This is a genomic window from Paenibacillus sp. Y951, assembly GCF_056786395.1.
On the sequence record NZ_JBXCIY010000006.1, the window covers coordinates 100,879 to 121,125 of the forward strand.

A 20,247-nucleotide genomic window follows, 5' to 3' on the forward strand; every position below is an offset into this window, starting at 1 on the left:
AATGTAGGATTTCAACGTATAGCAGGATCTCCTGGGGCACTTTCCAATGCAATACCTTATGTGGATGCTGCAGATGGCAGCGTAGTTGCTTTTTCAGGAGCAATATCTGTAAACAACTTACCTGTTGGAACGTACCTATTCCAAGTATGTTTCGATGTTATTAATAATGCAGCTGCACCAGTAGTAGGCAACATCATATCTACAATTACTCTAACAACTACAGCTGAACTTTCCGGAACCATAGTCTTCTCCATTAGACCTACCGATGTAGGAGCACAACCTGTACGTGTTTCTGATAGTACTGCTTATGCTGTAACACCTAGCGCAACTGTCAGATGGACCAGCAATATAGTTGGAAACCCTGTCACAAGAAACGATGCAATTTCAATATATCTAGATATGAACGTGACACAAAATGCCGTTTACTCACTATATATCTCTACTGCTGTTTAATAAAATAATTCTGAAGAACATCTGTAAGAAGTAAAACAATATTTTAAAGTAGTATCATTAAACTCTGCATCCCAATTGTTATATTCAACTAACAATTGGGATGTATTTTTATGTTCACTATTCGCATTACATATTTATCATAATCTCCACGGAAATTAATAATACAGGCTAAGGAGTCATCCATATCAACCATATAAGCATCATTGTTTCCTCTTGAGGTCTCTTCCACCACATTCGTGATAAAAAATGGAGCAGCCGTTTTTTCGAAGAGCCTTCAAGCGAATCTTCATCACTTCCGTATTTCCCGTGATCTTCAATGTAAAATAAAATTACCGCGTACAATGGACCCCTGAAATCTATCGCATGAGCTGAAAGCGAATCATGGAGCGACACGCTAGTTTCCACTCGCCCCTTGAGCAGACCGGATAGAAAATGTGAGCGTACCATATCGTTATGACGCTTCAAGCGCTTGCTGATTTCTTCCTTTTCATGAAAAGCACTTTTAATCGTCTCTTCTAGAAATGAATATTCATTAGAGCCGCCGACAACAAGACATAAAATTACGCTCAAATAAATTAAACGCTTTATATCCTCCATCTTCTGATTGAATACCTTGGCAGGCGTCAGTGTTATATACTTCTAGCCTGTCACGGATGAGGCCGTATAGGAGACCGCCAGCTCATTATTTCCTTCATTGCTATACAGCATGCCTCTGTCCGTATTTAAACGATCATACATAAGATTTTCCGTTAACTCGCTACTCGCACTTGAAGCGATAATCCGATTGTTCTCATCCAATATAACGACAGAAGAGCCCTAAGCAGGCGCGGAATTTATCAATAGTAGAAGTTCGAATTATTGGAAACACTATTAATTATACAAGTAGCACATAGGTTGAAACTAACTTTTCTTATCCAATTGAGTGTAAAGCTGTTGAACCATAGAACGCATCGTCAATATTATCCTTAACTATGTTAAACTTGAAGACATCAGTAGTTATTAAACTACTGATTATTCTTTATTTGGAGGTGGGCATTATTTTAATGGTCTTAATTATTCTTGCTATTAATATAGTATATGTTTCGTTCTTTACCATTCGAATGATTCTTACGTTAAAGGGCCAAAAGTATTTAGCAGCGGCATTAAGTACAATAGAGGTCGTCATATATATTGTTGGGCTAGGATTAGTACTTGATAATCTGAATAAAATTCAAAATCTCATTGCTTATGCGGTTGGCTATGCTTTGGGTGTTTTGGTAGGTACAAAGATTGAAGAGTGGTTAGCACTAGGATATGTAACGGTGCAAGTCATTACTAATCGATATGATGAGTCTTTGCCGAATAAATTAAGGGACGAGGGCTTTGGTGTCACTTCTTGGATGGGCGAAGGTAGAGATGGCCCTCGACTTATGATGGATATTTTAACTAGAAGGAAAACCCAGCAGGAACTATATAATTATATACTAGCTTTCGATTCTAAAGCATTTATTATTTCCCATGAGCCTAAACATTTCCACGGCGGGTTCTGGGTGAAAGGCCTTAAGAAACAAGCTCATCTACAAGGTGAAAAGATTACTGTAGTAAATGAAGATCATCTACCTGGAATAAATGAAAAATCTGTTCAAGATGCCATAAATTATACGGATAAAATAAAATGAAACTAAACTATTAGTTTTTCATAACTTGCAGTGAGCAACACTCGACATGTGCGGAGTTACCCGTTCCAGAAACAAAGTCGAATTGATGACCAGATTTTCTTCAGGAGATGTTCGTCCTAGAATCCGCCACCCCTGCTTGTTCAACTGCGATTCATCAATTGCTTCATATATTATTTGCCTTGTTCCCTCTGCTGTACGAACGGCTACTAGTGGATCTGAAGATGTTAGAGTTATTTGTTCAAGCACTTCCAACTTATTGCGAACGAGGCTAGCCACAAAAATTTGGCTATAAGAGCTATAGTCGTATTCTGATCCATTTCCCATTACAACAGTAACCTTATCCGCTAAGCCCAAGCTTTCAAGTAAAAAGCATGATGCATCATAAGCCACAGAATCCATTTCCAGACAGACAACTTTCATATCACCTAATAAGTGTAGAATAATAGCACTTAGCGGCATCGGCCCACTGCCAACAAATACAATTGGCAACTGCTCTGTAAAATCATCCTGCCCTATGAACTGCCGAAGTATGGATAGTTCCTGACTAACGAGCGCCTTATAAATGTTCCAGTAAGGCAAACTCTTTAATGTATCCAAGACGAAACTGTCAGATTTGGAAATATTACGAGAATGACTTAACTCTGCTAGAAATTCAGCTTCTGATAACTTATCCTGCAATTTTCGTTGGTTCGTTCGAATATACTCGTTGCTTAGAACGGATTGTATCTCCTCAGGTAAATAGCGGGAACGTAACTGAAGTGAAAGTTGACTAATGATGTTCGTCACTAATTGATTAGCAGGGGATAGATCTAATTCCTTCTGAAGAAATTCATTTGCATCACGGATAAACGCAATAAGATTGTCAACCATTTGTATTCTTGGCGCATTAACTGTATGTATAGTCTGGCCAGTTGAATAAGCCTTCATTGCCAATTTCCTCCCTCACTCTACCACCTAATTTCTTACTACCAACTATATTCATAAGGACAAAGTTTTAGAAGGTTAATGGACATGCTAAGTAGTCGCAACTAATCTGAACTATAACAATAACCGCCGACCAAAATGCATGTCGCATCTCAATCGGCGGTTGTATTAATAATATTAAGTATTAGACATGTGCAACTGCTTCCGCTGATATGCCCAGTGGTTGGTCGGACCAAGACCGTTGCCAATATAGATTCCATCTTCGATTGCCGCTTGAATAAAAGCCTTGGCCTGCTGCATAGAACTCTCTACATTAAAACCCTGAGCAAGTCCAGCTGCCAAAGCAGCCGAGAATGTACACCCCGTGCCATGCGTGTGTCCCGTAACTATTCGCCTTCCTGCCAATTCAGTGAAATAACTGCCATCGAATAGCAAATCAACGGCTTTCTCCCCCACATCATGACCACCTTTAATAATGACATATTGAGCACCGAAGCCAGCCAGACGCCTTGCAGCTTCCTCTTTATCTGTTCTACTAATAATAGCCATGCCAGTTAGTTTCTCCGCTTCCGGTATGTTAGGCGTTACAACCTTAGTCAGCGGTAATAGTTGCCTTGTTAGGGCGCGAATTGCTTCTTCTTGTAGCAGTACGGCACCACCCTTGGCTATCATCACGGGATCTACAACAACATTCGTCCATCTGAAGGACTGGATAACTTCCGCCACAGCAAGGATGATTTCACTGCTAAACAACATCCCGGTCTTAAGTGCATCTACTCCAATATCGCTACCTACCGCATGGATTTGTTGCACAACTGCTTCAGTGTTCAGCGGATAAACTGCCTGTACCCCAAGAGTATTCTGTGCAGTCACCGCAGTGATCGCGGTCATACCATAGACACCAAGCTCCTGAAAGGTCTTTAAATCCGCTTGAATGCCCGCACCCCCGCTACTATCAGAACCTGCAATCGTCAATGCTCGGAAAACCTTTTGCCCTGATTGTTTCTCCATAGTTACGTTCAACACCTCACCTAATCTAAGATACTCTCTAAAACTCAAATAGATGGATTAACAATAATATTACGAGAATCGTTCTGGTGAGAAAGCCTGATTATCGTCAGATATCCTCTTCCCTTCTACACAGTCAGCAACAAACATCGCGGTTGCCGGACTGAGCAGAATACCGTTACGATAATGACCAACTGCAAGTACAACTTTGTTTGAGCTACTCAAAGATCCGATCAGAGGCAGTCCATCTTGGGTAGAAGGACGTAATCCAGCCCAACGATAGAACGGACTCCTGTTGTCTAGAAAAGGAAACACTTGTTTATTCCATTTCCGAAGCCGCTCGATCCCCTTATCCGTTACTGAAGTATCGAAGCCGGCAACATCCTCCGAAGCTCCGCATACTAGAGTCGAATTTTCTTTTGACACCAAATAGCCCTGATTACTGAAAACCATATGTTGAACCGGGTTCTCGTCTACTTCATAAGCACAAATTTGTCCGCGTATCGGGTATACCGGAATTTGGATACCGAACGTGTCAGAAAGCTCTTGCGCCCATGCTCCCGAACAAACAACCAATTGATCTCCGCTGAACATCCGTTGATCCGTTGATTGTATAAGAATTCCGCTTTGCCACTCGACAACAGATAGCTTATCGAGATTCTCGTAGATAATTACTCCCATTAATCGACAGGCATGCTCAAGCGCACTTACATAATGCGGTGCATATAGATGACTCTCTTCTGGTGTATGCAGCGCTGCCCGTACATTTCGCGATAGCTTAGGCTCCAGACGGAATAATGCATCTCCCTCCAGTATGCTACCTGAAGAACCGGATTGACCCTGCCACAGAAGTCTTCCCTCCAGCGCCAGTAAATCTGCCTCATGGTAGGCTATATAGAGACTTCCCGAGTTCGTGTATTCAAATGTCTGACCGGAAACCTGCTTTACGTTATGTTGCCAATCGGGATACAGCCGCAAACTATCTAGACACAATCGAAAAAAGGCATCGGATCCTTCTAAATTCTCAGAGTATGGTGCAAGCATACCGGCAGCAGCACCGGAAGCCTGTCCTCCGCAACGATTAATTTCCAGAACCGTCACTTGATATCCCCGTCTCTGCAATTCAAACGCACAAGATAAACCGATGACTCCTCCTCCCATGATCACTATGCTTTTTCTCATCCTAAGATCATCCCTCTTAAGTAATAAACTTTACTTCAATTTATACGCTTCAAAACCACTGCTTGCCGATGCATATTTTTTCTTCTCGATCCGACCCGATAGATAAGCAAGCCGACCCGCTTCAATGCCCATTCTCATCGCTTGTGCCATACCGACAGGATCCCTTGCTTTGGCAACAGGGGTATTCATTAATACGCCGGATACTCCTAGCTCCATCGCCTGAGTGACATCACTCACAGAACCAAGACCGGCATCCACGATGATAGGCACATTCGCTTCTTCAACGATCAAACCTAAGTTATAGGGATTGAGGATTCCCAACCCGGTACCGATCGGTGCTGCTCCCGGCATGACTGCCGAAGCTCCAGCTTCTTCAAGTCGTTTGCACATCACAGGGTCATCTGAGATATAGGGAAGAACCGTAAAGCCTTCTTTAACAAGAATTTCTGTTGCTTTTAAGGTTTCAATCGGGTCCGGCAGCAGTGTACGTTCATTCGCGCTAATCTCTACCTTGATCCAATCGCTCAATCCGGAAGCACGCGCCAAACGGGCGATACGTACAGCTTCATCGGCCGTACTCGCACCCGATGTATTTGGAAGATAGATATATGGTTCATTCTGCAAATGCTGCAAGATGGAGTCATCTTCCGTGGATTCGAGGTTGATTCGCCGAATAGCGAATGTGAGCACCTCTGCACCTGAGGCTTTGATAGCTTCCATCTGAACGTATGGATTAGGAAAAAGTCCAGTGCCAATAAAAAAACGTGAAGCTAGTTGTTGGCTACCAATACGAAAAACATCTTGTTTCATCGTTACCCTCCTCCTACAAAGTGAACGAGCTCAATTTGCATATGAGAACGAACAACTGTGTTCACCCATCGTTCAGCTGTTATGACAGCACCGTCCACCTCTACAACAATCGGCTTTCCTACCAATCCATAATTTTCAATAACATCTTGGATCGTATGAACTTCCAAATCCAGCTTTAATCCATTAATTACAAGTTCCATACGCTCACCCCATTTTATTCAGCTTGCTGAGGAACGCTTCACAAGTCCCTCTTACATCGCTACTCCCGACAATTTCGCTAACCGCACATATCCTGGTCGCTCCTGCGTGGATGACTTCATCCACATTGCTCAGCTTGATTCCACCGATAGCAACGAAAGGAATTTTAATGATCTCCGCAACTTCACGTACATACAATACGCTCACTGGATCAACGACATCCACTTTGGTTTTCGTCTGAAAAACAGGACCAACTCCGATATAATCCGCACCTTGACGCTCCGCCAGTAATGCTTCTTGAAGCGCATGCGTGGAAATCCCGATAATTTTGTTGCCCACGATTTTTCTTGCTTCCAGCAAAGGAAGATCACCCTGACCCAGATGAATCCCGTCCGCATCGACTTCCATCGCGATATCAATATGGTCGTTAACAATAAAGGTCACAGCATGCTTGCGAGTCAGCTCCCGAAGCGCTTTGGCTTTTTGCAACAACTCTTGTTTTCCACTTGTTTTGTCTCGCAATTGAATGATATCCACGCCGCCGACAATTGCTTCCTCCATTACCTCGATCAAATCACGATTCGGGTGAAATTGCTCTCCCGTTATTGCATATAAACGAAAGTCCTTCATAATTTCATAACCTCCCACTTAAGATCCGATATAACGGGCATATAATGTTTTGGCGCGAACCAAATCATCCGTTCCCTGAACGAATACGCGTCCATCGGAAAACAACACAAGCCGTTCGCCATCTTGCAACTCTGCCCGAAGTAAATAAGCATTCACAGTCACCTTCACAGTCGCAGGTTCTAGTCTTTGACGCCATTGCTCCAGATCGAGTGGACCATTGCCAGCGATTTGTATCGTGTCTCGTCCGCATAAAGAGACCGCCAAGTCTAGCTCAGTCATATCCAGAGCGGGATATTGCTTTAGCTGACAGCAGGGACAATCATTCCTTGGCTCCCCAAGCTTCATTTCATAATAGTGGTTGTTCCACAAATCAAATGTGACTAGGTTGTTCCTTCTATTTTCACTAGCATCTACTAAGTACTTCATAGCTTCAACCGCCTGATAGGAAGCGACTATATCGACGACAGGCGAGATAACTCCGATTGTGTCGCAGGTTTGCCCACTGGCATCGGCAGATTGAATGAGACAGCGTAAACAAGGGGTACTCCCCGGAACTAGAATTGCACTCATACCTCGCGAGCTGACAGCACCACCATAGGTAAAAGGAATACCCATACGAAAGCATGCGTCATTCAATAAAAACCTCGTTTGAAAATTATCGGTACCATCCAGAACCAAATCTATGCCTTGAAGAAGAGACTCAATATTATGAACGGTTACATCAGCCACAATTGCCTCGAGCCGGACATCCGAATTGATTTTATGGAGCTTCTTCTCTGCTGCAATAGCCTTTGGATAACCATGTAGCACATCTTCTTCATCGTATAACATTTGCCGTTGTAAATTACTTTGCTCTACATAATCTCGATCGACCAAACGAACCATGCCTACACCGGCTCTTACCATATGATTAGCTAATACGGTGCCTAATGCTCCCATTCCTACAATACACACCGCACTGCTCTTAAGCTTCTGCTGTCCAGCTTCACCAATTGGCACAAACAGCATCTGCCTTGAATATCGACCGTCCACGCGATAGACTCCCTTCTCCCTTATAAATTGCGAAATGCTTGCTCAGCCTTGACGTCCTTCTTCATTTGACCATGCTCCGTAAGCCAATCTATGATTGAGCTCCATGATTTCTCAGACTGGCTGCCGAAAGACTCCATCCCTGCATCCATCAGAGGAAGCAAAATATCCAAGCTTTTTTTCTCGATATCAGCATCCAGTGGAAACTCCTCGCTTTGCTTATCCAATAAAATTTGCAGAGCTTGGTCCGGGTGGCTTACAGTATAGGCTTGCCCTTTGGTGGATGCCTCCAAAAATTTCTTAATCGCATCTCCGTTTCTTTCAAGTCCATCCTCACTAGCTGTCAGAACCAACTCGTAGTAATCCGGAACACCATATTGTGAAAGGTCGAAAGCAATTAGCTTCTTGCCTTCCTTCTCCAATAACAGTTTCTCATGGTTCACATAACCACCGATAATAGCGTCCACCCTCTTCGTTGTCATTGACGGGATCAAATCCCATCCGACATCCACATAATTCAGCTTGGAAGGATCTCCGCCGTCCGACTTCACCATCGTATTGACGATAGCTTCATCGAGAGGAATAGAGGGATAACCAATTTTTTTACCAATTAGATCCTTAGGACTATGAATCTCTTTCGAATCAAGCACAAGTAATTGTTTAAGCGGGTGGCGAACAATCGCGCCAACGGATACGATTGGAAGGTCTTCGGATCGTGCTATCACCACCTGCATTTGATAGCTAAGTGCCAAATCTGCTTTGCCAGTCGCCACCAGCTTAAGCGCATCATTCGTGTCCGCTGGCGTTTGCAGCTTCACCTTCAAACCCGCTTCCTCAAAATATCCCTGCTCCTCGGCAGCATACAAGAATGTATGCACGGCATTCGGATACCAGTCTAGCAACACCGTAAGCTCTGTTTCCCCGGCGGAATCGGCTTGTTTATTGGAAGCACAACCCGTGATCGCTACTAATACCAACGTAAGGGATAATGTCATACATACCCTTTTTTTCCATTCAATAAATTTCACTGTCATTCCCCTTTACTTCCTTTTTTAGATTGTTTTTTTGCTTCTACGACGAGCGAGACTTACTCTTTCCAACCATTGAACCGTGAGGAACAACAAAATTCCCATAGCTGACAGTAGCAGGACGCCTGAAAAAACCGCCTCGCCACTCAGCATATTAGATGCACGCTTCGTATACATACCCAAACCGTTTTCCCCTCCAAGCCATTCCCCCAGCGTAGCGCCTCCCACGCTTATAGCTGCAGCCATCTTCAATCCAGTAAAGAAACCCGGTAGAGCAGATGGGAACTTCCACTTGAGGAAAAGATCTCGTTTACTGGCCCCCATCGTCTGCATCAGCTCTCCGATATCGGGATCGGCAGAGCGGAATCCAGCCGCTGTATTCACGGCAATAGGAAAGAAAGTGAATAAGATTACAACGGCGACCTTACTCCATATCTCGTAGCCAAACCACATCACCATAATAGGTGATAATGCGATAATGGGAATCGTTTGGGAGGCGACAATCAACGGATAAATCGTCTTATTAGCCAAGCTTGAACTTTCAATCCAAACCGCAGCTAATGATCCGAACAAAGCTGAAATTCCGAGTCCAAGTAAAGCCTCTCCTAGGGTGACGATAAAATGCTTCTTAAGCAGCTGTCCGTTATCCCACATGGATACGAACACATCTGATAACTTAGGAATGATGTAATGTGGAATGTGAAAAACTCTCGTCCCAGCCTCCCACATAATGAACAGTAATAGAACGAATGAAAGGGCGGGCACATAAGCTATAACATTACGTCTCATGTCCTCCCTCCTTCAGAATCGACCGGACCACGACCGATGCCTCCAAGCAGCTGACGCTTTAAGCCTATGAATGCCTCGTCCATCGTCACTTCATAGCTACGGGGGCGAGACAAATTTATAGTCAGCTCTGTTAATGTTGAAATGGGTGAGTTCTCCGCCACAAGCACCCTATCGGATAAGAGCAGTGCTTCATCGACGTCATGTGTGATGAACAAAATAGTTTTACGATGTTGCTCCCATACCTGCAGCAGCCATTCTTGCATACTCATGCGCGTCATCGCATCCAAGGCGCTGAAAGGTTCGTCTAGAAGAAGCAGCTCCCCTCTTCCGAGAAGGGATCGCAGGAACGATACTCTTTGACGCATTCCGCCAGATAGCTCGTGCGGATACTTGTTTTCAGTTCCCTCCAGCCCTAAGTCCGGAAGCAGTTCCAGTACCTGACGACGAGCTTCCCGCTTCGTCGCCCCTCCTATTTCCAAGCCTAGCGTCGCATTCTCCAGCACAGTTCTCCAGGACATAAGGCAATCCTTTTGGGGCATATAACCGATTTTGCCAAGTTTGCTTGCCGCTGCTGCCGTGTCTCCCTCTGCTCCAATCGCAATTTTTCCCGCTTGAGGGGCTAGTAATCCAGCCAGCAACCGAAAGAGGGTTGTCTTTCCTATACCACTGGCTGCAAGAATACTAACGAACTCTCCTTGTCTAATGTCGAAGTCGAGCCTTTCGAACAATGGAGTCTCTTCGGGATAAGAAAAGCTAAGTCCGCGTACCGATAACGCGATCAGCTGCCCCTCTATTCTTCCGTCTACACTCAAACCGGCCACTCTTCCATCCGATAGGCCATATCCCAGAACATGTATTCAAGCTTGGACGCGACGACAAAGTGTTTCTCTAGTTGCACAAGCTCCTGCTCGGGCAAACCTTCCGCCAACTGATCCATCAGACCGATACTCCAATCGGTAAGTGCTCCGAATTCATCGGAACCATACATTAAGATCCATTCCCGGTACAGTGAATGATCCAAAGCGCCTGGGTACTTCAAGTAAGTAGTTCCGATTTCCCTGTAACTCCACATACAGGGGAGCAGAACTGCCACTACCTCTGCTAGCGAGCCTTGTGTAGCGGCATCCAGCAAATATTTGGTATAAGTTACTGTGGTCGGAGAAGGTTGCGTCTGTTCTAACTGTTCACGCGCCACTCCGAGACGTTCCGCATATTTTCGATGCAACTCCATTTCCACGTTCAGCGTAGAGTGGAGCAGCTCTGCGAATTTGACCATTGTATCTAGATCCCGAGCCTTCATACTTCCTATAGCGAACATCTTGGCATAATCGATAAGATACACATAATCCTGCTTGAGATAATAAATAAACCGATCAGTATCCAGCGTGCCTGCTCTTAATTCCGTCAGAAACGGATGCTGGTGACTTTTTGTCCATATCTCTTGAGCTGCACGATACAATCTTTCACTAAATCTACTCATTGGGAACCCCCGCTCACTTTATAGTTTTCTATCAACGTCAATCACTGTTGCTCTTTGGCTTTGTCCGGTTGGTATTACACATTATTAATTAAGGAATCTATCATGGCTTCTACGCTCCTTCATGTAGAGAGCGGGCTAGAAAAACAGAAAAAAACCATTCGAGAATACACGAATGGTTACGATTCGATAAGTTCTCTACGCCAGCATTATCTGGTTCAGATTAACGGTCAGGGAAATAACGTTCCCAATCTCAGCCAGACTATATCTAGCACCCGCACTCTATTTAATTTATTCCACTATATCCCATAAAATCATAATTTACAACAATAGTTAAAATATTGCACAAATCCCGAAAATACATTACGTAATGTATTTACTTCCATTTCTATTCCACGCTCTACCCTTCCGCTAGTCGCACAAGAAGAGCCCAAGCATTTTTATGCTTGAGCTTTGTCAGCTTAATTTGTAGGAAAGTGCGGCTCTTTATAAGCTGATTTCTTACGAGCGACATAAGCGCTTCACATGTGTCATATGTGAAATATATCGACTCAATACATCTGCCTACACCCTATTTCTTCGTACGCTTCATTGCATAGATAACTACACCAATCGCAAATAGAATCATACAAATAGATGACAATCTATACATCATCTCATAAGAGGTAAACGTAACGATTACTCCTAAAATAATTGCTCCAAGTGAAACTCCGACATCAGTGGAGTTGTAAAACAAGCCATTCACTGTGCCGTAATCCTCTTTGCTTGCAGATCGAAGCATCCACGCCTGTAAAGTAGGTTGGATGGAGCCAAATCCTGCTCCATATAATAACGCCGACACAATAAGCATGCTCATTGATGTCGTGTAAGATAGTACAATCATACTTACAATAACAAAAATCGCTGCAGGAATAAGTACTATAATCGGACCTTTACGGTCGAATATTTTACCCGCAATCGGACGAACCATCAGTATCGTTAACGCATTGAACAAGAAAAATAGTCCTACTTGAGATAAATTCAGCTGTTCGCCATATACTGCAATAAAACTTAATATACCGCTGTAAGTAACGGATAATAGTACATTAAGTATCGCAGGAAAATAAATAGGGAAGATCATAATATCTCGCATACCGCTTTTCTTCACTTGCTGCTGTCCATGAGTATGAACGACTTGTTGTGAAGTAGCTTTAACAGTTGCGATATTGTCTGATTCCTTGTTTTTCTGACGCTCAGCTAACTCTGTTGTCGGATTTTTTTTATTGGATCGCAGCTTATACACCCCTGCGATAAAGAGCATCGGGAACATACAAACGACTGCTCCAGCACCAATACTCGCTAATGTTGTAAATCCCGAAGCATTCATAATACTCATCCCAGTCAATGGACCAATTGACATCGCAAGACTGGTCGAAAGTCCAAAATAGCCTATACCTTCACCCATTCGTTTGGGCGGTATAATTTGCGTAACTAATGTGGGGATAATTGTACTACCAACACCAAAGCCAAAACCATATACCGCGCGCATCAATAATAATGGGGCCACTGATTCAGGCAATGCACATAATATTGTTGATACCGCCGCAACAATTAATCCTGCAGTTAATACGATCTCTTTCGACCAACGCTTTATCCAGCGGCCGGTCAAAAGCCTCGCAATAATCGCTGTAATCGCAAATGCACTAGTCGCAAGACTAACATGCATATCTCCACCATTCAAATTCCCTTTAATATGGATTGAAAATGATGATAATAACATCTGTAAATTAAGAAATAATAAAAACGAAGCTAATGATAAAGTAATAAATTGCTTCGTCCATAGGCGTGGCTTTTCAATTGCCTTCGCTCCGTTATTCAAAGTCATCCGTTGTCCGTTCATGTTGCTTCATCTCCATCTTATCGCTCTAGCTTCTTTATCTATACTTTAGTTTCTAACACTTGGTTGAAATAACTATTTAGCTCCATTAAATACTGCTTTAGCTGATCGTGTGATTCCATACCAATACAAGCCTTTACTTCTTCAGAAATGCTTTCTTCAATCGGAATGGTTTCTGCAATTAATTGTCTTCCTTGATCGGTGGCATAAATTCGAAGCGATCGACGATCTACTTCATCCTCTTTCCGAACAATGAACCCCTTATGCTCAAGCTGATGTAAAATGCGCGTCACCGTCGGCTTATCCTTGAACGTACGAGCCGCAATGTCCTTCTGTATCATCCCTTCATCATCTACCACATGGTACAACACTGACCATTGCTCAGGAGTAATATCATATGCCTTCAACCGATGCATAAGTAATGCAGCAAGTTTATTGTACGTTGCTCCGAGAAGGAAACCAACTGACATGAGCGGTTTATTCACTTGTTTTTCCATATTAATACTCCGTTTCGAAATTAGTTGTCTAGACAATCATATACTTCTGAAATGATTATTTCAACCTTATAATGATTATTAATAATCTCAACAGCTTTAATTAACATAACAAATAATGTATATGGATAACTTATTTTATCGTCAAACACGAAAAAATATGCAGCAGCTTTACACAAGATGTGCATAGCTACTGCATAAGTTTCATTCATTCCCACTTTCATCTCTATATATTGTAATAATTCACTAACTTTACGACCTTTATGCACATCATGTTGATAATTTGTGTATAAGATTTAATTTCACTAGAACTTACTCTGCTCGCCACAGATTTCTACGATGACCTGTGCATAGATTTGCGCTGCCAATAATAAATCATCCACAACAATAAATTCATCATTACTGTGCATACGTGTGTCGATACCCGGCATTGTTGGACCGAAAGCTACTCCACCTTCGATATCATGCACATAGGTACCACCACCAATCGCAATACATTCACCCGGAAGCCCTGTATATTGCTCGTATACATGAAGCAATGTTTTCACGAACGGTGAATCTGCAGGCGTATGATGAGGCGGTTCAAAATTATCGCGTTCTAACACAAGCTTATACGGAGCCAATTTTTGCTCTAATACGTCAAATGTGTTTTCCTCTGTTGCACATAGCGGTACGCGACTATCGAAATACCCTTCGAACGACTGTCCATCATAAGCAATAATCGAGAAGTTCATAGTCAGTGAACCAGATTCCGCATCACTCATTGCAAGTCCTGCTGCTTCTGCTCCGTGATCGCCATGTGGGAAAATCGAATTTACACCTTTCAGCATATGATGTCCTTCACTTTCACTAAGTGGTAATGCAGCGATTAAAGTCAGTAAAGCAGTAATCGCATTGTTCGCACTTTCTGGTGTAGACGCATGACCACCTTCGCCAATTGCATGGATAGCAACTACGCCTTCGCCTTGTTCACTGCATTCAAATTGGACCGCTGTTGCTGCCGTCACTCCCTGAACATAAGGCGCTAACTCATCCACAGTTAAGCCTTCAATAATGGCATCTGCCTCTGGCGGTACAACATTGACTTTGTAGCCACCATTGATCGAACGTACTCGTGGTAATTGTTCAGTTGGTTGAACTTGTGCTCGGAATGCGGTACGAATAGCACCCTTTTCAATATTAATGACCGGGAATTCCGCATCAGGGGTAAATACATACGGTGGAGCTTGCTCCTTCTTAAAGTAATACTCAATATCTTCACAGCCAGATTCTTCATCTGTGCCAACGATTAATTTTGTATTGTATGCTAATGGAATGCCCAAATCTTTAATTGCCGCTAGTGCATACATCGCTGCAATGACAGGTCCTTTATCATCTGATGTGCCACGACCGTACATTTTGCCATCCTTCACGATCGCCTCATAAGGATCAAAACTCCAATTCGACCCTTCGCCTACAACATCGACATGTCCAAGAATACCAAGCTTCGTTTCCTGCTCGTTAATACTTATCGTTCCCACATAGTTATCAACATTGTTCGTGAGTAAACCTAGTTGTTGTGCGATGACTAAAGTTTCATCTAATGCTTGAGCTGGCCCTTCACCAAAGGGCATATGAGGTTTTGCCTCACCCTTTACACTGCGAATTTGTACTAGTCTACGAATATGTTCAATAAACGCATCTTTGTGATCTTGAAAATATTGCTCAATCAACTGCTTTTCTTTCATGTGTCACACCTCGGCTTTTCTTTATTTTTGTTAATCGTAACATATTGCAATAAAGGAATGAAATCTTGTTGGTAAATGATGTATAATTGCTATATATTCGCTAAACCGTGAAGGGAGTGTACGAGCTATCATGGAGCAATGGCAAACGATACTGATCGTTAAAGGAGCCGCTGGTAAAATCAATCTCTTTGCTCGTAAAGTGGAGAATGGGAGTTGGCAGTTTTATCGATCCAACGATACCGCAGCGCAAAATATTGATCCTACCATTGTTAACAGCTTCAAAGATGCTTTATCACTTCTTGGTCAGTCATGGACATATCTAACACCCGAATTTATTCATCCAGAATTCAAAAACCAATTTTGGACAAGCATATCCGTTGAAAAAGGGATGTTCAATCGTGCGAATTGGCGTAAAGCTTGCATGTAAGGTAGTTCAAAAAGTGGACTTTGATAGCGATGTGGATGCTAACGTAGCATATTCGACGTCGCATCTGAAACGAACTTGGAAAGTACGGTTCGCATGTACCAAACACGTACATTTGCGCTTCCGCCTTTCTCAAGTAGCGTTTCACCTGCTCGACTCTGATAGTCCACTTTTTGAACCTTCATTTTAATAGGTAGTTCGAAAAGTGAACTTTGATAGCGATGTGGATGCTAACGTAGCATATTCGACGTCGCATCTGAAACAACTGTCTTGAACCCTATTGTAAATGGTAGATATAACATAAAAGTGCTAGCGTGATCACGCTAGCACTTTTACGTATAGTATAACGCTTTGAAAGTTGATTTATGCAATCTGATTTGTAGTAGTCGTAGCAGCATTACTCACAAGCCAAATCATCACATTATGCTGCTTACGTTCGTCCAGGCAGGAAAAACCTTCGTCGTGCCAAAGCTGACAAAGCACATCCTTCGTTACTTCGATCGCCTGTGTCTCATCTTGTAATAGAATGATAGCCATACGATATATCGTATGCTCATATCGCCTTAAAAACTCAGATTTCGTAGACATGGTTTTCTCCTCATCATGACACTTCTCTCTTTGTCGTTACTAAATATTTTCTTGTTTGAGCGCCTCAACGATGCTACCTTTCTTCACCTTTGAGCCAGAATATATCATCGATACACTCACAATAATAAATACAGCGACAATAGCGATCACAATACTTGCCCATGGAAGCTGGAAGCTATATTCTATAACGTTACCCATACTTCTATAAATGAGAATCATTACGAGCAAGCTAAGCGGTAAGCCATATAGCAATGCTTTCATGCCGTAAAAGATACTCTCATAATTAATCATCCGGTAGAAGCCCTTCTTCGTCATCCCCATCGAGCGAAGCATCGCAAATTCACGCTTACGCAATTGTATCCCCGTCGATATTGTATTCAATATATTAGCAATGGAAATCAACGTTATTAATGCGATAAATCCATAAGTGAATACACCGATTAGGACAAGCATTTGCTGTTCTGACTGTCTACTTTCATAAGCATTGCTAATATAAAGACCTTCTATATTATCCATTTCCGATATCTGCTTCTCTGTTTCTTTTGGATTGGAGCTACTTAAATACAGATCTTGACGAATATGAATTTCTTCTTGATCTCCGACTAATTGCTCCAAAACCTTCTGTGACACTAATAAAATCATCGATGAAGATCCACCCTGACCCTTCGAAATACCCATCGGATACTCGGTAGTCACATCTGAAATATGAAGTGATGGTAATGCTACTTCTTCTGTGTGATATTCATAGTCGCCGTTATCAAGCTCCTCTGGGATACTTAATTGCACAATCGGATCTAAAGTTGTTCCTTTACCGTTCAAAATAGGCAATTCACTTACCTTTTTCTCTAAATACTCAGAATAGAAGTTATTCACATTCAGCAATATCACATTGCGCTCAGATTCATGGAATAGTGCATCTACATCGATACCATTATCCTGTGCATACTTCGTCAATGCTTCATCTGACATCGTATATAGATAGACGGAGTATCGCATTTTTCCATCTTCGAGGTACTCAGGACTTTCTTCTACCATCTTGGATGCAGAAGGTGGAAGCTGTGATAACGGGATATTCGCTTCAACAAACAACGATTGTAAATAATTAAATGCTGTAACATCCTCTAACTGCGTCACTTTATCTATCGTATTAGTTAATTCGCCGTTATGACTTCCTAGTACAATATCATAATTAATGCCGTCATTCGTCATATCTAGTGATTGCTTCATCGTATTCGTAAAGAAAGAAACGGTTAGAAACAGCAATATACTTATGACTAGCGAAAATACAGTAATCTGGTATCTACGCTTATTACGCTTCAAATTTTTAAGTGCAATTTCTGCTTCAATACCGAATAGTTTACGAACAAGCTTTGAAGTTTTCACTTTTTTCTTCGATAGCTTAATATCCTGTGTCTGGCGAATGGCATCAATCGCAGATACTTTCGATGCACGCTTCGCTGGCCACCATGTAGATAGGAAGATTGTTAGTAATGATATCGCCACCGAAACAATAATCGTAAGTGGTGTAACCTTTACTAACAATGTTTCGGATACGCCGAATAAATCTTGAATCATTGTATTAATCGACCAGAAGGTAATTGTAAGACCTAACAATCCACCTAAGAAGCCAAGCGGAATACTAATAATACTTATGACAATTCCTTCGAAAAATACCGAGTTCCGCTTCTGTCTCCGTGTTGCGCCAACACTCGCTAACATTCCAAGATACCGTGAGCGATCCGCTACAGAAATCCCGAACGCGTTATAAATTAGCGATACAGAACCAACGATAACAATTGCCATAATGATTGCGGTTAGCGTGTACATCGTTTCTGCATATCCATAAACATTACTAATAAAATCATATCTTAACAGCTCATAATTGATGTAGTGTTTCAAACCCAATTTCTCTGCCAATACCTGAGTGTTCATTGTAATACTATTTTCAACTTTATTAGTAATAACACTTACATTGACCTTCTCATCTGCTGCTAATAGACTTTGGTCAAGATAAGTAATGAATGTATAACCTGGCTGCCATGAACTTTCCCATACCGGCTTCTCTATTATACCTACCACCGTGTAAGTATTGGTCTCATCTATTTCGAGATACTCATCTAGCGTATTACTGTCTGTCATAAAAGTAGGCGAGTATTCATCGAAGTTAGATCGTTGTTCCATAAAAGGTTGAGTACCTTCAATTAGATATCTTGTTCCCATCGATAGCTCGATTTCATCACCAGGAACAATCTTAGAACCTGTGACATCCTTCAAATAATGCTGCGGTACCACAATTTCATGTTCATTTTTCGGAAGTCTGCCCTCCGCTACAGTAATCGGAAATTTGCTTAATCCATTACTATCATAGGACTTAACCGTAATGTAAGGCTTATTATACATTCCCTTAAGCCCCATATCCGCTAGGGAAGCAAAGCCCTTCATATCAGATAGCATTAACATCTTCGTTGATTCATCATTAGCAATAACATCTATTTGCTCGGGAGTTGCACCCAAATACTGAGTATGCCATTCTCCCGATTCAGCTATTACTTGGCGCTTCAATAAATCTTGAAAGGAAATACCTAGTGTCATAACTGCAGTAATCATCGCTACAGAAATAATAACGCCAATAATCGTAATAAGTGTACGACGTTTATTCTGCTTCATATGTCTTAATGTTAGCTTATTGACGATATTCACGGACGAATCACCTCGTCCTTAGCAAGCAAGCCATCTTCAATTGTAATGATCCGATCTGCTTGCAAGGCAATACGCTCATCATGTGTAATAACAATCAATGTTTGCTTATATAGCTTATTGAATAGAATAAGCATATCCATAATTTCCTTGCTATTCTTACTATCTAGGTTACCAGTTGGCTCATCGGCAAGAATAATCGATGGATGGTTAATTAATGCTCTACCAATCGATACACGTTGCTGCTGACCGCCAGATAACTGATTGGGCAAATGATCAAGACGACCTTCAAGACTCAATGTGTTCACAATATCTTGCAGCTCTTTTTTATTCACTTTATGACCATCTAGTAATAACGGCAATGTTATATTTTCTTCAACGGTTAGTACAGGGATCAAGTTATAAAACTGATAGATTAGGCCGATCTGACGACGTCGGAAGACCGCAAGCTGTGTTTCATTCAGAGTGTACATATCCGTATTGTCTACGAATACTTTCCCTTTAGATGGATTATCGACGCCACCAAGCATATGCAATAACGTTGATTTGCCCGAGCCTGATGGTCCAATAATGGCAACAAACTCCCCTTTGTTAACCGAAAAGCTTACATTATTCAATGCGTGTACGGCTTGCTCGCCCTTACCGTATATTTTCGCTAAATTCTCAACTCTTAATATTTCCATTAATAATACCTCCGTAATATGGTTGTTAATTGTAGTATAGCTACGCCATATGACGGGTTAGTGACTCTTAAGTGACAATTCAGTCACTTAACTATTTATGATGACTATTATTCGGTGTATTAATAATATCGAATCGTTATTATTAACGATGCTAATAGCTTACTTGCGTAATTAAAGTCTGATTATTAAACTTCCACCTTCCAATAAAGGTTAAAAATCAGGCTTTCAGAATCGAGCAGCTGAAGCGTTACTTGAGAAAGGCGGAAGCGCAAGTGTACGTGGTTGGTACACGCGAACCGTACTTTCCAAGTTCGCTTCAGATGCGATGTCGAATAAGCTACGTTAGCCTATTCATCATTATCAAAGTCTGATTTTTTAACTTCTACTTCCAATAAAGGTTATAAAATCGGGCTTTCAGAATCGAGCAGGTGGAGCGTTACTTGAGAAAGATGGAAGCGCAAGTGTACGTAGTTGGTACACGCGAACCTACAATGTTTCTACAAGAAACATACATCGGAAGCTTATACCGTACTTTCCAAGTTCGCTTCAGATGCGATGTCGAATAAGCTACG

24 protein-coding genes, 1 pseudogene and 1 riboswitch are annotated in these 20,247 nt (G+C 42.1%); of the genes and pseudogenes, 3 read left to right on the top strand and 22 right to left on the bottom strand.

The annotated features are described in order from the left end of the window. Positions 1–56 precede the first annotated feature (56 nt). The 3 genes from AC1TPB_RS10605 to AC1TPB_RS10615 form a co-directional block, all read right to left on the bottom strand. A complete protein-coding gene (locus AC1TPB_RS10605; protein WP_482076448.1) occupies positions 57–254 on the bottom strand; it encodes a hypothetical protein in 198 nt (65 codons plus the stop codon). Positions 255–621: 367 nt separating this feature from the next. Continuing rightward, entirely contained in the window at positions 622–1,050 is a 429-nt protein-coding gene (locus AC1TPB_RS10610) for a hypothetical protein (protein ID WP_482076449.1), read from the bottom strand. Between the two features lie 42 nt (positions 1,051–1,092). Then, complete coding sequence (locus tag AC1TPB_RS10615) at positions 1,093–1,251, bottom strand: hypothetical protein (protein ID WP_482076450.1); 159 nt, start codon at positions 1,249–1,251, stop codon at positions 1,093–1,095. 245 nt (positions 1,252–1,496) lie between these two features. Here AC1TPB_RS10615 and AC1TPB_RS10620 point away from each other — a divergent pair. After that, positions 1,497–2,000: pseudogene (locus AC1TPB_RS10620) on the top strand (DUF2179 domain-containing protein); the annotation flags it as partial. Between the two features lie 129 nt (positions 2,001–2,129). Here the strand turns inward: AC1TPB_RS10620 and AC1TPB_RS10625 are convergent. The 15 genes from AC1TPB_RS10625 to pepV form a co-directional block, all read right to left on the bottom strand. Continuing rightward, entirely contained in the window at positions 2,130–3,038 is a 909-nt protein-coding gene (locus AC1TPB_RS10625; RefSeq protein WP_482076451.1) for a nicotianamine synthase family protein, read from the bottom strand. 174 nt (positions 3,039–3,212) lie between these two features. Next, positions 3,213–4,046, bottom strand: coding sequence for a bifunctional hydroxymethylpyrimidine kinase/phosphomethylpyrimidine kinase (gene thiD / locus AC1TPB_RS10630; protein WP_482076452.1), 834 nt, complete (start codon positions 4,044–4,046; stop codon positions 3,213–3,215). Between the two features lie 69 nt (positions 4,047–4,115). Continuing rightward, positions 4,116–5,225: a glycine oxidase ThiO gene (thiO, locus tag AC1TPB_RS10635; RefSeq protein WP_482076453.1), complete on the bottom strand. Its 1,110-nt coding sequence runs from the start codon at positions 5,223–5,225 to the stop codon at positions 4,116–4,118. A gap of 30 nt (positions 5,226–5,255) precedes the next feature. After that, on the bottom strand, positions 5,256–6,035 hold the full coding sequence (locus tag AC1TPB_RS10640; protein WP_482076454.1) for a thiazole synthase: 780 nt from the start codon (positions 6,033–6,035) through the stop codon (positions 5,256–5,258). Positions 6,036–6,037: 2 nt separating this feature from the next. After that, complete coding sequence (gene thiS / locus AC1TPB_RS10645) at positions 6,038–6,235, bottom strand: sulfur carrier protein ThiS (RefSeq protein WP_482076455.1); 198 nt, start codon at positions 6,233–6,235, stop codon at positions 6,038–6,040. 4 nt (positions 6,236–6,239) lie between these two features. Next, positions 6,240–6,863, bottom strand: coding sequence for a thiamine phosphate synthase (gene thiE / locus AC1TPB_RS10650; protein ID WP_482076456.1), 624 nt, complete (start codon positions 6,861–6,863; stop codon positions 6,240–6,242). Positions 6,864–6,881: 18 nt separating this feature from the next. Next, positions 6,882–7,895, bottom strand: a complete 1,014-nt coding sequence (locus AC1TPB_RS10655; RefSeq protein WP_482076457.1) for a ThiF family adenylyltransferase — start codon at positions 7,893–7,895, stop codon at positions 6,882–6,884. Between the two features lie 20 nt (positions 7,896–7,915). Then, positions 7,916–8,926, bottom strand: a complete 1,011-nt coding sequence (locus AC1TPB_RS10660; protein ID WP_482076458.1) for an ABC transporter substrate-binding protein — start codon at positions 8,924–8,926, stop codon at positions 7,916–7,918. Positions 8,927–8,944: 18 nt separating this feature from the next. Then, entirely contained in the window at positions 8,945–9,709 is a 765-nt protein-coding gene (locus AC1TPB_RS10665; RefSeq protein ID WP_482076459.1) for an ABC transporter permease, read from the bottom strand. Further along, positions 9,706–10,521 (bottom strand): ABC transporter ATP-binding protein, encoded by an 816-nt coding sequence (locus AC1TPB_RS10670; RefSeq protein WP_482076460.1) that lies wholly within the window; start codon positions 10,519–10,521, stop codon positions 9,706–9,708. The genes AC1TPB_RS10665 and AC1TPB_RS10670 overlap by 4 nt, the downstream gene beginning before the upstream one ends. Continuing rightward, entirely contained in the window at positions 10,518–11,189 is a 672-nt protein-coding gene (gene tenA, locus AC1TPB_RS10675; protein ID WP_482076461.1) for a thiaminase II, read from the bottom strand. Before tenA ends, AC1TPB_RS10670 begins: the two co-directional genes overlap by 4 nt. Positions 11,190–11,364: 175 nt before the next feature. Further along, positions 11,365–11,475, bottom strand: a riboswitch (TPP riboswitch). A 282-nt stretch (positions 11,476–11,757) separates the two neighbouring features. After that, the gene (locus AC1TPB_RS10680) at positions 11,758–13,065 is read right to left on the bottom strand and encodes an MFS transporter (RefSeq protein WP_482076462.1); all 1,308 of its coding nucleotides are present in this window, start codon (positions 13,063–13,065) and stop codon (positions 11,758–11,760) included. Positions 13,066–13,103: 38 nt separating this feature from the next. Beyond that, positions 13,104–13,559: a MarR family winged helix-turn-helix transcriptional regulator gene (locus AC1TPB_RS10685; RefSeq protein WP_482076463.1), complete on the bottom strand. Its 456-nt coding sequence runs from the start codon at positions 13,557–13,559 to the stop codon at positions 13,104–13,106. Positions 13,560–13,579: 20 nt separating this feature from the next. Then, positions 13,580–13,825 carry a hypothetical protein gene (locus tag AC1TPB_RS10690; protein ID WP_482076464.1) on the bottom strand — a complete coding sequence of 82 codons (246 nt, stop codon included), beginning with the start codon at positions 13,823–13,825 and terminating at the stop codon, positions 13,580–13,582. Between the two features lie 36 nt (positions 13,826–13,861). Beyond that, positions 13,862–15,283 (bottom strand): dipeptidase PepV, encoded by a 1,422-nt coding sequence (pepV, locus tag AC1TPB_RS10695; RefSeq protein ID WP_482076465.1) that lies wholly within the window; start codon positions 15,281–15,283, stop codon positions 13,862–13,864. A gap of 130 nt (positions 15,284–15,413) precedes the next feature. On the opposite strand from pepV, the gene AC1TPB_RS10700 reads away from it, so the two are divergent. Next, the gene (locus tag AC1TPB_RS10700) at positions 15,414–15,710 is read left to right on the top strand and encodes a hypothetical protein (RefSeq protein ID WP_482076466.1); all 297 of its coding nucleotides are present in this window, start codon (positions 15,414–15,416) and stop codon (positions 15,708–15,710) included. Positions 15,711–15,748: 38 nt separating this feature from the next. Here AC1TPB_RS10700 and AC1TPB_RS10705 read toward each other — a convergent pair whose 3' ends face one another. The 4 genes from AC1TPB_RS10705 to AC1TPB_RS10720 all read right to left on the bottom strand — a co-directional run bounded on the left by AC1TPB_RS10705 (position 15,749) and on the right by AC1TPB_RS10720 (position 19,675). Then, the gene (locus AC1TPB_RS10705; RefSeq protein WP_482076467.1) at positions 15,749–15,892 is read right to left on the bottom strand and encodes a hypothetical protein; all 144 of its coding nucleotides are present in this window, start codon (positions 15,890–15,892) and stop codon (positions 15,749–15,751) included. Positions 15,893–16,070: 178 nt separating this feature from the next. Next, positions 16,071–16,295: a hypothetical protein gene (locus AC1TPB_RS10710; RefSeq protein WP_482076468.1), complete on the bottom strand. Its 225-nt coding sequence runs from the start codon at positions 16,293–16,295 to the stop codon at positions 16,071–16,073. A gap of 39 nt (positions 16,296–16,334) precedes the next feature. Further along, positions 16,335–18,995, bottom strand: a complete 2,661-nt coding sequence (locus tag AC1TPB_RS10715; RefSeq protein ID WP_482076469.1) for an ABC transporter permease — start codon at positions 18,993–18,995, stop codon at positions 16,335–16,337. Then, positions 18,992–19,675, bottom strand: coding sequence for an ABC transporter ATP-binding protein (locus AC1TPB_RS10720; RefSeq protein ID WP_482076470.1), 684 nt, complete (start codon positions 19,673–19,675; stop codon positions 18,992–18,994). Before AC1TPB_RS10720 ends, AC1TPB_RS10715 begins: the two co-directional genes overlap by 4 nt. A 440-nt stretch (positions 19,676–20,115) precedes the next feature. Here AC1TPB_RS10720 and AC1TPB_RS10725 point away from each other — a divergent pair, with 440 nt between their 5' ends. Beyond that, positions 20,116–20,241 (top strand): hypothetical protein, encoded by a 126-nt coding sequence (locus AC1TPB_RS10725; RefSeq protein ID WP_482076471.1) that lies wholly within the window; start codon positions 20,116–20,118, stop codon positions 20,239–20,241. The last annotated feature ends 6 nt before the right edge of the window (positions 20,242–20,247 follow it).

What these genes read in the sequence shown, in the direction of transcription:
- AC1TPB_RS10705 (WP_482076467.1), bottom strand. Translation starts at nt 15,892, where the DNA reads ATGAAGGTTCAAAAAGTGGACTATCAGAGTCGAGCAGGTGAAACGCTA.
- AC1TPB_RS10680 (WP_482076462.1), bottom strand. Translation starts at nt 13,065, where the DNA reads ATGAACGGACAACGGATGACTTTGAATAACGGAGCGAAGGCAATTGAA.
- AC1TPB_RS10605 (WP_482076448.1), bottom strand. Translation starts at nt 254, where the DNA reads ATGGAGAAGACTATGGTTCCGGAAAGTTCAGCTGTAGTTGTTAGAGTA.
- AC1TPB_RS10665 (WP_482076459.1), bottom strand. Translation starts at nt 9,709, where the DNA reads ATGAGACGTAATGTTATAGCTTATGTGCCCGCCCTTTCATTCGTTCTA.
- AC1TPB_RS10720 (WP_482076470.1), bottom strand. Translation starts at nt 19,675, where the DNA reads ATGGAAATATTAAGAGTTGAGAATTTAGCGAAAATATACGGTAAGGGC.
- tenA (WP_482076461.1), bottom strand. Translation starts at nt 11,189, where the DNA reads ATGAGTAGATTTAGTGAAAGATTGTATCGTGCAGCTCAAGAGATATGG.
- AC1TPB_RS10710 (WP_482076468.1), bottom strand. Translation starts at nt 16,295, where the DNA reads ATGTCTACGAAATCTGAGTTTTTAAGGCGATATGAGCATACGATATAT.
- AC1TPB_RS10610 (WP_482076449.1), bottom strand. Translation starts at nt 1,050, where the DNA reads ATGGAGGATATAAAGCGTTTAATTTATTTGAGCGTAATTTTATGTCTT.
- AC1TPB_RS10685 (WP_482076463.1), bottom strand. Translation starts at nt 13,559, where the DNA reads ATGGAAAAACAAGTGAATAAACCGCTCATGTCAGTTGGTTTCCTTCTC.
- AC1TPB_RS10640 (WP_482076454.1), bottom strand. Translation starts at nt 6,035, where the DNA reads ATGAAACAAGATGTTTTTCGTATTGGTAGCCAACAACTAGCTTCACGT.
- AC1TPB_RS10625 (WP_482076451.1), bottom strand. Translation starts at nt 3,038, where the DNA reads ATGAAGGCTTATTCAACTGGCCAGACTATACATACAGTTAATGCGCCA.
- thiE (WP_482076456.1), bottom strand. Translation starts at nt 6,863, where the DNA reads ATGAAGGACTTTCGTTTATATGCAATAACGGGAGAGCAATTTCACCCG.
- thiD (WP_482076452.1), bottom strand. Translation starts at nt 4,046, where the DNA reads ATGGAGAAACAATCAGGGCAAAAGGTTTTCCGAGCATTGACGATTGCA.
- thiS (WP_482076455.1), bottom strand. Translation starts at nt 6,235, where the DNA reads ATGGAACTTGTAATTAATGGATTAAAGCTGGATTTGGAAGTTCATACG.
- pepV (WP_482076465.1), bottom strand. Translation starts at nt 15,283, where the DNA reads ATGAAAGAAAAGCAGTTGATTGAGCAATATTTTCAAGATCACAAAGAT.
- AC1TPB_RS10700 (WP_482076466.1), top strand. Translation starts at nt 15,414, where the DNA reads ATGGAGCAATGGCAAACGATACTGATCGTTAAAGGAGCCGCTGGTAAA.
- AC1TPB_RS10660 (WP_482076458.1), bottom strand. Translation starts at nt 8,926, where the DNA reads ATGACAGTGAAATTTATTGAATGGAAAAAAAGGGTATGTATGACATTA.
- thiO (WP_482076453.1), bottom strand. Translation starts at nt 5,225, where the DNA reads ATGAGAAAAAGCATAGTGATCATGGGAGGAGGAGTCATCGGTTTATCT.